Origin of the sequence: Streptomyces sp. CB02056 (assembly GCF_001905545.1) — a bacterium.
In the GTDB taxonomy this organism is placed as follows: Bacteria; Actinomycetota; Actinomycetes; order Streptomycetales; family Streptomycetaceae; genus Kitasatospora.
Map to the genome: position 1 here is coordinate 199,808 of NZ_LIPD01000009.1, position 14,611 is coordinate 214,418.

Below are 14,611 nucleotides of genomic sequence, written 5' to 3' on the forward strand. Positions count from 1 at the left end.
GCGGCCGGGCCTGGACGCCATGGGCGGCCTGGACGCTGTGGACGGCCTGGGGGATCCGGACGGCCTGGACGGCCTGGACGCCCTGCTGGTCTGCCTCCAGCTGACCGACTCGGCCTTCCCCAGCGGCTTCTACACCCTCTCGCACGGGCTGGAGGGCTACGCCCAGGCCAAGGCCGTCACCCCGGACACCCTGCCCGGGCTGCTCGCCGACCTGCTGCGGCACGGCGTCGGGCCGTCCGACGCCACGGCCCTGGTCCTGGCCCACCGGGCGGCCACGGCGGGCGACTGGGAGCTGCTCGCCGAGACCGATCAGCGGCTGCACGCCACCAGGCTCAACCGCGAGCTGCGCCTGGCCGCCACCCGGACCGGTCGCCAACTCCTGGACATCGCCCGGGAGTCGGTGGGCGGCGAGCCGCTGGAGCGGTACGCCGCGCTGGTCGCGGAGAAGCGGGCCCCCGGCTGCCAGGCGGTGGCGGCCGGGGTGGCGTACGCCTCGGCCGGCGTCCCGGTCCAACAGGCCGTCACCAGCGACCTGTTCGCGTTCTGCACCAGCTTCGTCGGTGCGGCGCTGAGGCTCCGGCTGACCGACCACCGCAAGGCGCAGGTGGTGCTGCGGGCGGCCTCCCCGGTGATCCGGGAGGTCGTATCCGCAGCCCTGGAACGGGACTTGGCGGACCTCGGCGGCTGCGTGCCGGTCGCGGACGCCATGTCCGGACGGCACGAGCGGGCGGAGGCCCGGCTGTTCATGAGCTGACCGCCCGATGCGTACGTGCGCCACAGAAGAACGACCGACAGAAGGAGGAGAGTTGACCGAGAACGTGCTCCGCGTGGGCATCGGTGGACCGGTGGGCTCCGGCAAGACGGCGCTGATCGAGGCGCTCGTCCCGGTGCTGATCGCCCGCGGCCACCGCCCGGCGGTCATCACCAACGACATCTACACCCAGGAGGACGCCCAGCACGTGCGGCGCACCCTGGCCGGGATGCTGGACCCCGAGCGGGTCGTCGGCGTGGAGACCGGCGCCTGCCCGCACACCGCCGTACGGGACGACCCGACGATGAACCTCGCGGCCGGCGCCGAGATGCTGGAGCGCTTCCCGGACGTCGACACCCTGCTGTACGAGTCCGGTGGCGACAACCTCACGCTGACCTTCAGCCCGGTGCTGGTCGACCTCTTCCTCTTCGTCCTCGACACCGCCGAGGGCGAGAAGATGCCCCGCAAGCGCGGCCCGGGCATCACCGAGTCGGACCTGCTGGTCATCAACAAGATCGACATCGCCCAGTACGTCCGCGCCGACCTCGGGGTGATGGAGTCCGACGCCCACCGGGTGCGCGAGGGCGGACCGGTGGTGCTCACCAACTGCCTGACGGGGGAGGGGCTGGAGGAGATCGCGACCTTCCTGGAGACCTTCCGCAAGGTCCCGGCGTGACAGCCTCCCCGGCTGCGGCGGTGCCCCGGCTCGACCCCCGGCACTACGAGCCGGCCCGCGTCCCGTACGAGGTCCGCCGCCACGCCGGGACGCCCGACACCCTCGCGGTCGGACGTCCCGGCAAGGTCGGGCTGCTGGAGCTGGCCTTCGAGCGGGTCGGCGGGCGCACCGAACTCACCGGCCACTACCAGAAGTCGCCGCTGCAGATCATGCGCCCGCTCTACTTCGACCCGGCCCGCCCCGACCTCGCCGTCACCTTCCTGATGTCCACCGGCGGCGGCATCCTCCAGGCCGACCGGCTCCGCACCGACCTGCACTGCGGCGCCGACACGGCGGTCCACCTGACCACCCAGGCCGCCACCAAGGTCTACCGGATGGAGCACGACTACGCGACGCAACTGGTCAACCTGACAGCCGGGCCGCGCGCCTACGTCGAGTACCTGCCCGAGCCGGTGATCCCCTTCGTCGACTCGCGCCTCTATCAGCGGACCGTCCTCACCGTCGACCCGGACGCGACCGTGCTGGCGGGCGAGACCGTCCTGGCCGGCCGCCTCGCCCGGGGCGAGCGCAACGCCTACCGGGTGTTCGCCTCGGACCTCGAAGTGCGGCGCCCAGGTGGTGAATTGGTGGCACTGGACACCGTGCGACTGGAGCCCTCGCCGGGTGGAGGCGGAGGCGGAGGGGGCGGCAGGGGTGCCGGGGTCACCGGGCCGGCGGTGCTGGCCGGGCACGACGTGATGTCCAGCCTGTACGTCCTCAGCCCGCTCGCCCCGGCGGCCCGGATCGCGGACGTCCTGCACGAGGCGGTGGCCGGCTGCGGCCAGGAGTACGGCGAACTGCTCTACGGGGTCAGCGTGCTGCCGCAGGACAGCGGCGCCTGGCTGCGGCTGCTCGGCTCCGACACCCGGGCCTGCGCCGCCGCCCTGCGCGCGGCCTGGGACGCGGTCCGGCGGCTGCTGATCGGGGTGCCGGCGCCGGAGCTGCGGAAGACGTAGGGCCGTCGGCCGGCGCCGCCGGTCGTGATCTTCTTCCGGATCCGGCACAACCCTGGGGCCGGGTGCGCGGTCCTGTCTGGCGTGAACGACGATGCGAGACGGGACGCCGTGCCGGACGAGGCGCGCGAGGCGGTGCGGGACGTGGCGCCCGATGCGGTACCGGAGGACGTACCGGAGGACGTGCGGGAAGCCGCACCGGACCGTGTGCCGACGCCACCGGCCCGGCGCCTGGTCAACCGCCGGCGGCTGCTGACGGGCGCCGCCGCCCTGGGCGCCCTCGCGGCCGCCGCCGGCGTCAACGAGTGGGCCCGCCGAAAGAGCTCCCACGGCCCGCGACTCTGGCGGACGACCGCCGCGAGCGGGCGGCTCGTGCTGTCCGCCGACCGCCGACAGGGCCTCTACGCCTCCGGCTTCGACGGCTGGGTGCGCGCCCTCGACCCGCGTACCGGTGAGGTCCGCTGGAGCCGTACGGTCAGCACACCCGACGCCGCCGCTGCCCCGGGCGGCTGGCCGTCGGCCGCCGGGGACGGCGTGGTGTGCGTGGCCACCGACACCCGTCTGCGGGTCCTGGACGCGGCGTCGGGAGAGCAGCGCTGGGAGGCCGCCCTGCCGGACTGGTCCGAGGGCGGGTGGCGGCAAGGCCCCGCCGTCGGCGGCGGCAGCGTGTTCGCGGTGTACGGAAGCTCGGTGCGCTGCTACGACCTGGCCACCGGCGAGCCGCGCTGGACCGGCCCGGCGGGCGTCTCGGCCGCTCTGGCCCTCGACGGCGGCACCGTGTACGCGGCGGGGAGGCCGAGGGGGCTCCTGGCGCTGGACGCCCGCACCGGCGAGCGCCTCTGGGAGCGCGACCTCGTCGTCAGCGGCCCACTGACCGTCCACCGGGACGCCCTGCTGGTCTCCTCGCCCCCGGAGACGATGGCCTCCACGATCGTCGGCGCACTGGACCCGGCGACCGGCGCGCAGCTCTGGGCGTCCGTCCAGCACGGGGAGCTGAGCTGCCCCCTGTCGGCCGCCGGTCGGACCGTCTACATGGGCGGCGGGGACCGTCTGTTCGGGTTGGACACGACGACCGGCGACTGGGTCTGGAAGGCCAACACCTTCGCCGGTCGGAAGGGCGGGACCCCCGCCATGGTCGCTACCGAGGACGGCGTCTACGCCTGGTCGGGGGACGGCCGGCTGTGGGCGTTCGACCCGTCGACGGGCGGGATGCGCTGGCAGGACGATTCGGAGGAGGTCGGCCGGATCTCGCTGGCCGCTGCCGGTGGGACCATCTACCAGGGCGGCCCGGGCGGCGTTCTCGCGCTGGGCGCCCTGCCGGCGCCGCCGGAGGCCTGACCGGGCGGGTTCAGGAGCGGCCCGTCCCGCCCGGCTCGCCCGGTTCCATGGCCGCCAGGCGGGCGACCTGGCGGTGACTGAGCTCGACGGTGCGGTTCATGTGCCGCAGGAGGAAGGCGAGTTCGGCTTCGCTGTCCTCGGCGAAGACGGCCGCCCAGTCGGTGGACAGCTCGCGCCACACCTCTCCGAAGCGCTCCAGCGCCTCGGGGAGGACCGCGACCAGCACCCGGCGGCGGTCGGCCTGGTCCCGCTGCCGGGCGACCATCCCGGCCTTCTCCAGCCGGTCGACCAGCCGGGTGGCCGAGCCGCTGGTCAGCCCGGTGAGTTCGGCGATCCGGCCGGTGGTGACCGGCCCGTCCTCCAGGGTGAGCAGGTTGAGGCACTGGACGTCGGTCGGGTGCATGCCCAGGTGGTCGGCGACGGCCTGATTGAACAGCACGTACGAGGCCAGGTAGCGGCGCGAGACCGGCCACAGCCGGGCCATCAGTTCGTCGCGGGTCGTCGTCATGGGGGAAGGGTAACCGGCTGCCCGATAATTGCTTGTGCCATGCAGAGATCTTTCCCTATGTTGCCTGCATGACGCAGATAACTGAGTCCGCAGCCCCCCGTGCCCGCCTCCTCCCCGTCGCCGTCACCGGCGCCACCGGCGCCCAGGGCGGCGCCACCGCCCGCGCCCTGCTCCGCGCCGGCCGCCCCGTCCGCGCCCTCACCCGGAACCCCGGCTCGCCCGCCGCCACCCAGCTCGCCGCACTCGGCGCCGAACCGGCCCGCGCCGACTTCGACGACCCGGCCTCGCTCGCCACCGCCCTCGACGGCACCGGCGCACTGTTCGCGATGTCCACCCCGTTCGGCACCGACCTCGGTGTCGAAGTCCGCCAGGCCACCGCCCTGCTGGACGCCGCCCGGGCAGTCGGAAGCGTCCGGCACGTCGTCTTCACCTCGGCCACGAACGCCGACCGCTCCACCGGCATCCCGCACTTCGACAGCAAGCACCGAATCGAACAGCACCTGGCCGGCCTCGGCCTGCCCTGGACCGTCCTCGGCCCGGCCGCCTTCATGGAGAACTACGCCAACGACTGGACCCTCCAGTCCCTCCGCGACGGCGTCTTCCACCTCCCCATGCCCCCCGGCGTCCCACTCCCCGTGATCGCCGCCGACACCATCGGCACCTTCGCCGCCCACGTCCTGGCCAGGCCTGACGCCTACACGGGCCGCCGCATCGACATCGCCTCCCAGTGGCGCACCGGCGAGCAGATCGCCGCCGCGATCAGCGCCGCCAGCGGCCGCCCCATCCGCTTCGAACAGGTGCCGCTCTCGGTCGTGGCGGCCCACTCCGAGGACCTCGCCACGATGTTCCGCTACCTCCAGGACCCCGGCCTCACCATCGACACCGCCGCCCTGCACGCCGAACACCCCACCATCGACTGGCAGCCCCTGGAGACCTGGGCGGCGGCCCGCACCTGGCACCTCTGAGGGGCTTCAGGCGCCCGCAGTGACCTTGGGTGCTGAGGCCTTGATCAGGTTGATCGTTCCAGCCTGGTACACGTCGCCGTTGACGGTTCCGCCCGTGACCTGATTGGCGGTCGAGATCCTTGGAACGCTACCCACCCGACCTAGGCCAGCCGCTCCACGAACTTGCGCTGCCACGGTGTTTCGACGGCGTGCCGGCTGTAGTGCTCCCGCACGTACGCCACCGCCTCCGCGGCCGGGACGCCGTCCAGGACGGCGATGCAGGCGAGTGCGGTGCCTGTGCGGCCCCGGCCGCCGGCGCAGGCGAGTTCGACGCGTTGGGTGGCGGAGCGTTCCCAGGCTTCGCGGAAGGCGTCGGTGGCGTCCGTGCGGTCGGTGGGGAGGCGGAAGTCGGGCCAGCGTACCCAGCGGCTGGGCCAGTCGACGTGCGGCGGGCGGCCCAACAGGTAGAGGCCGAAGTCGGGTCGGGGGCCGGGCGGCAGGGGCTTGCTGAGGCCGCGGCCGCGCAGGAGGCGGCCGGAGGGCAGGCGCAGGAGCCCGGGGGTGGTCGGGTCCCAGGTGGTCGGGCCCGGGGTGGTGGGGTCGGTCATGTCGGCCATTCCTCAGGTGGGGGAGGGGTGTTCAGGATGCCGCGTGCAGCCCGACCGGGCCGCGGGGCAGTCCGGCGCGGTGGGCCAGGGCGGCGGCTTCGCCGCGGGAGGAGACGTCGAGTTTGGCGAGGATGTTGGCGACGTGGAACTTCACCGTCGACTCGCTGATGTGGAGTGCCGCCGCGATGTCCCGGTTGCGGCGGCCCCGCGCGAGCTGGTCGAGGACCTCGAGTTCGCGCGGTTGGAGGCCGTCGAGGGGGTCGGTGGCGAGGGCGGGTTCGGGCAGGGCGAGCGGGAGGTCGACGGTCACGGTGGTGCCCCAGCCGGGGACGGCTTCGACGCCGTGGCGTCCGCCGAGGGCGGTGATGCGGTCGGCGGTGCGGTGGACGGTGAGGGCGTCGGCGGTGAGCAGGCCGAGGCCGTCGCCGCGTACGACGGCGCGCAGTTGGCCGTCGGCGGTGAGCTGCCAGCTGACGTGCAGCCGGGTCGGCTTCTCCTGTTCCAGCATCAGCAGGACGGCCACCCGGACGGCGTCGCGGGCGGTGTGGGCGGCGTCGGCCGGGACGGAGCGGTCGGCTTCCGGCGGGGGTGCGACGTCGAGGTGGACCCGGGTGTGCCGCAGCAGCGGGCGCAGTTCGCGGACGAGTCGGGCGAAGGCGGCGTCGGCGGGTTCCTCGCTGAGGGTGCGGTCGAGTTCGGCGCCCTGGCGCAGGTCGAGCAGGGCGGTGACGGCCAGTTCGGTGGCGTTGCGGCGGGCGGTGGCGTCGTCCAGGCCGGTCGAGCGCAGCGGGGCCAGGATCGCGGTGAGCGCGGCGCTGTGGGTGCCGGTGAACTCGGCGATGGCGCGGGCGCGGGCGTTGGCGGAGGCGCGGGAGGCGGCGGTCTGGGTGGGGGCGGCGTCGGTGGCGCGGTGGTCGGAGTGGGCGATGACCAGGTCCCACAGCTGTTGCAGGACGGCGAGTGCCCCGGGGGCGACCGGTTCGGTGCCCGCCCGGACGAGGACGAGGACGGCGCCGCTGTCGTTGCCCGGCGTGGTCGTGACGACGACGACCGGCCGGGATTGTCCGGCGAGTTCGGACTCGCCCTGCCAGGGACGGCCGGCGGAGGTGGTCGCGGCCGCCTGTTCGGCCAGCCGGGACAGGTCCAGCGTGCTGATGGCGGCGGTGAGTTCGGGCGGGCCGTAGCTGTGGGAGGGGTTGAACGTGCAGACGCCGCTGAGCTGCGCGAGCGCCGTGTGCGGGACGAGGGTGCCGAGCACGTCGGACAGGCGCAGCAGGAGGTCCGGCCGGGGAGCGCGCAGCACCTCGACGGCCCGTGCGAGCGCGTCCTCGGGGCGGCCCCAGCGGTCGCGCCAGGTCCCGTCCGCGCCCGTCCCGTCCGTGCGCGGATCGCCCGTGCCCGTCCCGTCCGTGCGCGTGCGCGTGCCCGTCCCGCCCGTGCGCGTGGCGGTTCCGGGCGGCTCAGTGGTGTCCATGCGGTCCAGCCTAGTTCGGGCGCCGCCGGGCCCGCCTGGCCGTTCGGACAGGTCGAACCGTCCGAAGGACTGGCTGGGCCGCCGTTGCCCCGGTCGCAGGATGGAAGACGTCGGAGGCAACAACTCCCCTGGAACCGAAGGACCTTCCCATGACCAAGGCGATCGCCTTCCCCGAGTTCGGCGGCGCGGACGTGCTGCGCCCGATCGACATCGAACTGCCCGCCCCGGGCCCCGGCCAGGTGCGGGTCGCGGTCCGCGCGGTGGGCGTCAACCCGCTGGACCACAAGCTGCGCACCGGCGAGCTGGCCGGGTTCTTCCCGGTCTCCTTCCCCTACGTTCCGGGCTTCGAGGTGTCCGGCGTGGTGGAGGCCGTCGGCGCCGAGGTGCGCGGCTTCGCCCCCGGCGACGAGGTGTTCGGCGCCCTGATGGGCGGCGGCTACGCGGAGCGGGCGCTGGTGGACGCGGCGATGCTGGCCCACAAGCCCGCCACCCTGGGCTGGACGGAGGCCGCCGCGATCCCGACGGCGGCCGAGACGTCCGAGCGCGCCCTCGCCGTCCTGGGCGTGCGGCCCGGCGAGACCCTGCTGGTGCACGGTGCGGCCGGCGGGGTGGGCACCGTGCTGCTCCAGTTCGCCCGGGCCCGTGGGATCACTGTGGTCGGCACCGCGAGCGAGTCGAACCACGACCACCTGCGCGAGCTCGGCGCGATCCCGGTGACGTACGGCGAGGGCCTGGCCGAGCGGGTGCGGGCCGCCGCCCCGGGCGGGGTGGACCGGGTGCTGGACGCGGCCGGGCGCGGGGTGCTGCCGCTGTCGATCGAGCTGGTGGGCGGCGCGGACCGGGTGCTGACGATCGCCGACATCCAGGGCGCGCAGGAGCACGGCGTCCGGTTCACCGGTGGCGCCGAGGGCGTCGAGCCCTACTACACGAGTGCCTACGCGGCCGCGCTGGCCCTGCACGAGGCGGGCACCCTGCGGCTGCCGCTGCACCGGGTGTTCCCGCTGGCGGAGGCGGCCGAGGCGCAGCGGGTCAGTGAGGGCGGGCACCTGCGCGGCAAGATCGTGCTGACGGTCTGACAGGCACACGGCGCCCGCCCTGTCCCTGTCTGCCCGTTTTGCTTCCGTTTTGCATTGGCTGCGCCATTTCCGTACGGTTTCATCCGTTCGGAGTAATTCGGCAGGCGGACGCGCCGTAAACACGGCGCTACGCCGTCCGGCCGACATGCGGTCCCTCGAACGGTCGACCAGGGTTGGCCGGACGTGGGCGGCACCGGACCGCCTGCCCTGACGGTCAGGAGGACCAGGCGCATGGGTGGAACGGACAGGCGGGCGGTGATCGGCGAGTTCCTCGGGACCCTGCTGCTGGTGCTGCTGGCAGTGGGTGCGGCGGTGCTCGCGGGGGTGGCGATCGGTCCGGTGGGCATCGCGTTCGCGTTCGGTTTCGTGCTGCTGGCGCTCGCGTACGCGCTCGGCCCGATCTCCGGCTGCCACGTCAACCCGGCGGTGACCCTCGGCTTCCTGCTGGCCCGCCGGATCGACGGGCGCACGGCGGTGTCGTACTGGGTGGCGCAGCTGCTCGGCGGCATCGCGGGTGCGGGGCTCGTCCTGCTGCTGGCGAAGCAGATACCGGGGCTGGAGACCCACGGCAAGCTCGGCACCAACGGCTGGGGCGAGCGCTCCCAGATGCACATCAACGCCGGCGGCGCGTTCCTGACCGAGGTCATCCTCACCTTCCTGCTGGTGTACGTCGTCCTGGCGGTCACCCACCGGCTCGCCGCGGTCGGCTTCGACGGGCTGCCGATCGGCCTCGCGCTGGTGGTCGTCCACCTGGTCGGCATCCCGCTCACCGGCACCTCGGTCAACCCGGCGCGCAGCCTCGGCCCGGCGCTGTTCGCGGGCGGCGACGCGCTGTCGCAGCTGTGGCTGTTCCTGCTCGCCCCGCTGGTCGGCGGCGCGCTGGCGGCGGGCGTGCACCTGCTGACCCACCCGCAGCCCAACCTTCCGGTGGCGGAGGCCCTGGCGACGGACGCGCGGGTGTAGTACCCGCCGTCGAGCCGGCGCGGCGGCCGGGACCGTACCGACGGTCCCGGCCGCCGCTGTCGTCGGTGGCCTTCTGCCGGCTCCTGCTTCTCTCCGCTCCGCCCCCCGGTCCCGCTCCGGGCCGCTTTTGAGCCGCCGACCGGCCGGATCCGGCGGACCGGCCGAAGGCGCCCGACGCGTGGCCGCCCGCTGGGTAGAGTCGCGCCATGGTGACTGAGAACGCGGGAAGCCCCGCGGGCGGGCGGCTGGCCGGCCGCTCCTGTGCGGTGACGGGTGCGGCCAGCGGTATCGGACGGGCCGTCGCCGAACGCTTCGTCCGGGAGGGCGCGTCGGTGGTCGCCTTCGACGTGGACGAGGCCGGGCTGGACCGGCTGGCCGAGCGGTTCCCGGACGCCGTCAGCACGGTGGTCGGCGACGTGGCCCGGGACGAGGACGCGCGCCGGCTGGTGGCCGCCGCCGTCGAGCGGCACGGGCGGTTGGACGTGCTGGTGGCCAACGCCGGGATCATCCCGCTGATGGAGATCACCGAGGCCACCGCCGAGGACTGGGACCACGTGATGGCGGTGGACGGCCGCGGCATGTTCCTCACCTGCAAGTACGCGATCGAGGCGATGACCGCGCAGGACCGGCCCGGCGGCTCGATCGTCTGCCTCTCCTCCATCTCCGGCGAGGCCGGACAGCGCGGCCAGGCGGTGTACGGGCCCGCCAAGTTCGTCGCCTCCGGCCTGACCAAGCACCTCGCCGTCGAATGGGCCGACCGCGGCATCCGGGTCAACGCCGTCGCCCCCGGCACCATCACCACCGAGCGGGTCGCCCGGCTGTACGACGAGCCCGGCGGCACCGAGTACCTCGGGGCGATCGAGAAGCTGCACCCGATGGGGCGGCTCGGCGACCCGGCCGAGGTCGCGGCGGCCGTCCTCTTCCTCGCCTCCGACGACGCTTCCTTCGTCACCGGGGTCGTGCTGCCGGTGGACGGCGGGTACCTGGCGCAGTAGCGGGCCCGGTCGGCGGGGTGTCCGGCTGCCCGGTTCCCGGCTGCTCGGTTGTCCGGTGACCTGGCTGCCCGGCTACCCGGCTGCTCGGCTATCCGGCGAGCAGGTCGACCAGGGCGGACACCCCGTCCGACCCGTGCCCGGCCCCGACCGCCCGCCGGGTGACGGCGAGCGCCGCGTCCAGGACGGAGGTGTCCAGGCCGCGCGCCCGGGCGGTGTGCGCGACGTGCGCCAGCCCGGCCTCGGCGGAGGCGAGGCTGCTGTGGTCGCCCGGATGCCGGCGGTCGTCCGCGCGCTGCGCGAAGCGGTCGATCAGCGGCGGCAGCAGGCGCGGCAACCCCTGGGCGTACGGCGCGAGTTCGGCGCCGCTGATGCCCTCGGCGCGGGCCAGCGCGAGGGCGTGCAGGCAGCCGTGCACGGTGGTCCAGAACAGGTCGAGCAGGGCCGCGTCGAAGGCCGCCGCCCGGCCCGGGTCCGCGCCCACGTGGCGTACGGTGCCCAGCGTCCGCAGCGTCGCCTCGTGGGCGGCGACGGCCTCGGCGTCGCCGCTCAGCAGGACGGTGCCCTCCGGGCGGCCGATGGTCGGGGTGGGGGTGAGGATCGCGGCGTTCAGGAGGCGGTAGCCCCGGGTCTCGGCGTCGGCGGCGTTCGCCCGCGCGTCGCCCGGCGCGATCGAGGTGGCGTTGACGACGGTCCGGCCGCGCAGTGCCGCCCCGGCGGCCTCCAGTACGGCGCGGGCGGCCGACTGGTCGCGGACGCAGAGCAGGACGAGCGGGGCGCCGGCCTCGGCGGAGCCCGTGGCTCCTTCGGTGGAGCCCGTCACCGCCTCGGCGGGGCTCGCGGCCGACCGCGCGCCGAGGGCGAGCGGTTCGGCGTCCCGGCCCGGCGTGCGGTTCCACACGGTGACCGGATGGCCGGCGGCCAGCAGCGCCCCGGCCAGCGCCCGGCCCATCGGACCCAGGCCCAGCACGGCAACGGCGGTGCGGGCAGGGGAGGTTGAGGAAGATCGTTCGTTCGGCATGGCGGTTACGCTAGACCTTCACGCCGACGGCAGAGTCAAGGCGGAGGGGCGCGGCGGAACGTCACGAGGGCTTCGGTGGGGAGCCCCGGTGGCGGCCCGCGGTGGACGGTCCGTCGAGGAGGTGTCCGCGATGCGGATCGGAGAGCTCGCCCGGCGCACCGGGGCCACCCCGCGCGCGCTGCGCTACTACGAGGAGCAGGGGCTGCTCGCACCCGAGCGCCGTCCCAGCGGCTACCGCGAGTACGGAGAGCCGGACGTCGACACCGTCCGCGGGATCCGCACCCTGCTCGCGGCCGGCCTCAACAGCGCCGTGATCGCCGAGATCCTCCACGGCCTGCCGGGCCCGGGGCAGCGCCCTCCCGGCCCGACCTGCCCCGAACTGCTCGACGGTCTGGCCCGGGAACGCGCCCGGATCACCCGGCAGATGGACGAACTCGCCGAAGCGCGAAGCCTGTTGGACGCCATCATGGGTGCGGAGGCGCCGAGCGAGGCGATCCGGTCCGGCCGGCTCCGGGCGGCGGACCGCCGGTCGGCCGGGGAGCGTGAGCAGACCGGTGGCCGTCGCTCGCGGCAGGACGGGGAGCGTGAGCAGACCGGGGGCCGTCGCCCGCGGCAGGACGGGGAGCGCCGCCCGGAGCCGACCGGGGGGCGCCGCCCGCAGCCGGTGGCGCGGAAACTCGATGGTGCGCGCTCGCGGACCGTGCTGGAGTGAGCGGATGGATCATGACGACATGCTTGCCCTGTTCGACGACCGGATCCGGCGCAACACGCCGCCCGACCCCGGCTGCCGCGTCGAGCGCGACGGTGCGGTGGTCCGGCAGGTGGGCTCGGAGCACAGCTGGAACGGCGTGGTCTGGTCCGGGCTGGACGAGGCCGGGGCGGACGCGGCGATCGCCGCGCAGGTGCGCCACTTCGCCGGACTGAGGCTGGAGTTCGAGTGGAAGGCCTACTCCCACGACCGCCCCGCCGACCTCGGCGCCCGCCTGCTGGCGGCCGGTTTCACCCCGGAGCCGGACGAGGCGCTGATGCTCGCCCGGATCGCGGACCTGCCCGCCGAGGCCGCCCTGCCCGAGGGCGTCCGGCTGCTCCCGGTGACCGACCCGGCCGGGGTGGACCTGCTGATGGACGCCCACACACAGGCCTTCGGCGCCGAGAACCCCCGTCTGCGCGAGCGGCTGCTCGACCACCTGCGGCACGGCGTCGGGACGGTCAGCATGGTCGTCGCGATGGCCGGCGACCGCCCGGTCAGCGGCGCCAGGATGGAGCTGATCCCGGGGACCGGGTTCGCCGGACTCTGGGGCGGCGGCACCGCACCCGACTGGCGCGGCCGGGGCATCTACCGCGCCCTCATCGCCCACCGCGCCCGCCTCGCGGCCGAGCTCGGCTACGAGTACCTCCAGGTCGACGCGAGCGACCAGAGCCGGCCGATCCTGCAGCGCCTCGGCTTCGCCTGGGTGAGCACGACGACCCCGTACGTCCGCCGGCCGTAGGGCCTGCCGGGGGCCGCGGGTACGGGTACGGGTGGGGAGATTCCTTTCCACCGTGTGGACGCGGCCGGTGTGCCCCTGCCGATCGGCAGGGGGACATGGGGGTGCCGCTGCTCAGGATGTGCCGTTCGGTACATGTGCGGGAGGGGTGGCCGGGGTCATCGTTGGGGCACCACGAGCGGGGCCGTCCGGGCCCCGGGAAGGAGCCCCGGCATGTTCGACTTCCGCCACCCGCGCGCCCTCGCCGCGACGGCTGCCGTGCCCGCCCTCCTCGGCCTGGGCTTAGGCCTCGGCCTCGGGCTCGTACACGCCCGGAGGCGATCAGGCCGGGAGCCGTGCCCGAGGTACGGCGGCCGGCCCGACGAGGGCCGGGAGAAGGCAATCCGACAGGGCTGCCTGCCGTCGTTCCGAGGACGCTCGTCACGGGGCGCTCGTCGGCCGCCCTCACGGCAGCCGCTCGACCACGACCATGGCCGCATCGTCGTTCAGTCGGCCGCCGACGTGGGCGAGCAGGTCGCGGCGCAGGTGGTGGAGCAGGGCGGCGGGGTGTTCGGCACGCCAGGCGGTGACGCGTTCGGTGAGCGGGTAGAAGCGCCGCTGGGCGTCGCGGGCCTCGATCACGCCGTCGGTGTAGATCAGCAGCCGGTCGCCGGGCCGGAACGGGAAGGTCTCCGTCTCGTACCGCGTCGGCGCGAGCTCGCCGAGGCCCAGCGGCGGGGACGGTTGGCGGGCGGCGAGGGCGGTGATGCCGTCGGGGCGCAGCAGCAGCGGGGGAGGGTGGCCGCAGTCGATTAGGCGCACCGGGGAGCCGTCGTCGGGGATGTCGAGCAGCACGGCGGTGATGAACGACTCGCCGGAGTCGCCGCTCTCCTCCGGGGGGTCCTCGGGCGGGGGGAAGGGCAGTGCGGAGAGCGCCTGCCGCTCGCGCCGCTCCCACCGGTCCCGCCGGGACTGTTCGGCGAGCTGGGCGAGGTCCCAGCTGACGCTGCCGTCCAGGTAGGCGGCCAGGTCGGGCAGTTCGGCGTGCAGGTGGGCGGCGGCGCGGAAGGCGCCGAGCAGCAGGGCCGCGTCGCCGAGCGAGGAGAGGCCCTTGCCGCGCACGTCGCCGACCAGCAGCCGGGTGCCGGTGGCGGTGCGGGCGGCCGCGTACAGGTCGCCGCCGACCTGCGCCTCGGCCTCGGCGGCCAGGTAGACGGAGGCCAGGTGCAGCGGGCCGATCCGTTCCGGCAGCGGGCGCAGCAGCACCCGCTGGGCGGCCTCGGACACCGAGCGCACCCGGGCCAGTTCGCGCTCGTGCCGTTCGCGCAGCACCCGCAGGCCGACGATCAGTGCCGAGACGATCAGCTGCGCGCTGAGCTGGGTCTCGATGTTCGCGCTGGTCAGGCCGTCCCGGACGGCGCCGATGACGGTCAGCGCGGCGAACGCGAGCGCGGCGACCCCGGCGGTGGCCCGGGGGCCGGCGAAGGAGGCGGTGAGGGCGGGGGCGACGATCAGCAGCGGGCCGAGGTGGACGTCCGGCGGGGAGACGATGTCGACCACGGTGATCAGCACGATCAGCGCGAGCGTGAGCGCCGTCAGCACCCGGCGGTCGGGCCGCCAGGCGCGGCGGCGGTCGGGGGGATGCGGCGCGGGCGGCGGGTGCGGCGCATCGGGACGCTGCCGGAGGGGCACTCCTCCTCTGTACACCGTGGGGGTGCCGGGGCGCACCCGGAGCGGCCGGGCTCACTTCCCGGCAGCGTTCGTCCTGCTCCCCGCCGGCGCTCGGCTCACGCCTCCCGGCA

General features: G+C 75.0%; 15 protein-coding genes. 10 read left to right on the forward strand and 5 right to left on the reverse strand.

Annotated features, from left to right (window positions below; translation table 11 throughout):
* Positions 1-19: 19 nt before the first annotated feature.
* The 4 genes from AMK13_RS24980 to AMK13_RS24995 all read left to right on the forward strand — a co-directional run bounded on the left by AMK13_RS24980 (position 20) and on the right by AMK13_RS24995 (position 3,757).
* On the forward strand, positions 20-754 hold the full coding sequence (locus AMK13_RS24980) for an urease accessory protein UreF (RefSeq protein WP_049651050.1): 735 nt from the start codon (positions 20-22) through the stop codon (positions 752-754).
* Positions 755-806: 52 nt separating this feature from the next.
* Entirely contained in the window at positions 807-1,427 is a 621-nt protein-coding gene (gene ureG / locus AMK13_RS24985; RefSeq protein ID WP_049651049.1) for an urease accessory protein UreG, read from the forward strand.
* Complete coding sequence (locus tag AMK13_RS24990) at positions 1,424-2,422, forward strand: urease accessory protein UreD (protein ID WP_107418839.1); 999 nt, start codon at positions 1,424-1,426, stop codon at positions 2,420-2,422. Before ureG ends, AMK13_RS24990 begins: the two co-directional genes overlap by 4 nt.
* An 81-nt stretch (positions 2,423-2,503) precedes the next feature.
* The gene (locus AMK13_RS24995; protein ID WP_143204628.1) at positions 2,504-3,757 is read left to right on the forward strand and encodes an outer membrane protein assembly factor BamB family protein; all 1,254 of its coding nucleotides are present in this window, start codon (positions 2,504-2,506) and stop codon (positions 3,755-3,757) included.
* 10 nt (positions 3,758-3,767) lie between these two features.
* Here AMK13_RS24995 and AMK13_RS25000 read toward each other — a convergent pair whose 3' ends face one another.
* A complete protein-coding gene (locus AMK13_RS25000; RefSeq protein WP_074004167.1) occupies positions 3,768-4,265 on the reverse strand; it encodes a MarR family winged helix-turn-helix transcriptional regulator in 498 nt (165 codons plus the stop codon).
* A 68-nt stretch (positions 4,266-4,333) separates the two neighbouring features.
* On the opposite strand from AMK13_RS25000, the gene AMK13_RS25005 reads away from it, so the two are divergent.
* Positions 4,334-5,230 carry an NmrA/HSCARG family protein gene (locus tag AMK13_RS25005; protein WP_074004168.1) on the forward strand — a complete coding sequence of 299 codons (897 nt, stop codon included), beginning with the start codon at positions 4,334-4,336 and terminating at the stop codon, positions 5,228-5,230.
* Positions 5,231-5,370: 140 nt separating this feature from the next.
* On the opposite strand, the gene AMK13_RS25010 is transcribed toward AMK13_RS25005, so the two are convergent.
* On the reverse strand, positions 5,371-5,817 hold the full coding sequence (locus AMK13_RS25010) for a protein-tyrosine phosphatase family protein (protein WP_074004169.1): 447 nt from the start codon (positions 5,815-5,817) through the stop codon (positions 5,371-5,373).
* Positions 5,818-5,848: 31 nt separating this feature from the next.
* On the reverse strand, positions 5,849-7,291 hold the full coding sequence (locus tag AMK13_RS46030; protein WP_079272417.1) for a helix-turn-helix transcriptional regulator: 1,443 nt from the start codon (positions 7,289-7,291) through the stop codon (positions 5,849-5,851).
* Positions 7,292-7,440: 149 nt separating this feature from the next.
* Here AMK13_RS46030 and AMK13_RS25020 point away from each other — a divergent pair, with 149 nt between their 5' ends.
* The 3 genes from AMK13_RS25020 to AMK13_RS25030 all read left to right on the forward strand — a co-directional run bounded on the left by AMK13_RS25020 (position 7,441) and on the right by AMK13_RS25030 (position 10,325).
* Entirely contained in the window at positions 7,441-8,367 is a 927-nt protein-coding gene (locus tag AMK13_RS25020; RefSeq protein WP_074004170.1) for an NADP-dependent oxidoreductase, read from the forward strand.
* A 231-nt stretch (positions 8,368-8,598) separates the two neighbouring features.
* Positions 8,599-9,330, forward strand: coding sequence for an MIP family channel protein (locus AMK13_RS25025; protein WP_049651042.1), 732 nt, complete (start codon positions 8,599-8,601; stop codon positions 9,328-9,330).
* A gap of 206 nt (positions 9,331-9,536) precedes the next feature.
* Entirely contained in the window at positions 9,537-10,325 is a 789-nt protein-coding gene (locus AMK13_RS25030) for an SDR family NAD(P)-dependent oxidoreductase (protein ID WP_049651041.1), read from the forward strand.
* 88 nt (positions 10,326-10,413) lie between these two features.
* Here the strand turns inward: AMK13_RS25030 and AMK13_RS25035 are convergent, their stop codons facing one another.
* Positions 10,414-11,343, reverse strand: a complete 930-nt coding sequence (locus AMK13_RS25035) for an NAD(P)-dependent oxidoreductase (protein ID WP_074004171.1) — start codon at positions 11,341-11,343, stop codon at positions 10,414-10,416.
* A gap of 130 nt (positions 11,344-11,473) precedes the next feature.
* On the opposite strand from AMK13_RS25035, the gene AMK13_RS46450 reads away from it, so the two are divergent.
* Both AMK13_RS46450 and AMK13_RS25045 read left to right on the forward strand, forming a co-directional pair.
* Positions 11,474-12,055 carry a MerR family transcriptional regulator gene (locus AMK13_RS46450; RefSeq protein ID WP_074004172.1) on the forward strand — a complete coding sequence of 194 codons (582 nt, stop codon included), beginning with the start codon at positions 11,474-11,476 and terminating at the stop codon, positions 12,053-12,055.
* A 4-nt stretch (positions 12,056-12,059) separates the two neighbouring features.
* Positions 12,060-12,833, forward strand: a complete 774-nt coding sequence (locus AMK13_RS25045) for a GNAT family N-acetyltransferase (RefSeq protein WP_074004173.1) — start codon at positions 12,060-12,062, stop codon at positions 12,831-12,833.
* Between the two features lie 441 nt (positions 12,834-13,274).
* On the opposite strand, the gene AMK13_RS25050 is transcribed toward AMK13_RS25045, so the two are convergent.
* The gene (locus AMK13_RS25050) at positions 13,275-14,411 is read right to left on the reverse strand and encodes a PP2C family protein-serine/threonine phosphatase (protein WP_074004416.1); all 1,137 of its coding nucleotides are present in this window, start codon (positions 14,409-14,411) and stop codon (positions 13,275-13,277) included.
* Positions 14,412-14,611 lie beyond the last annotated feature (200 nt).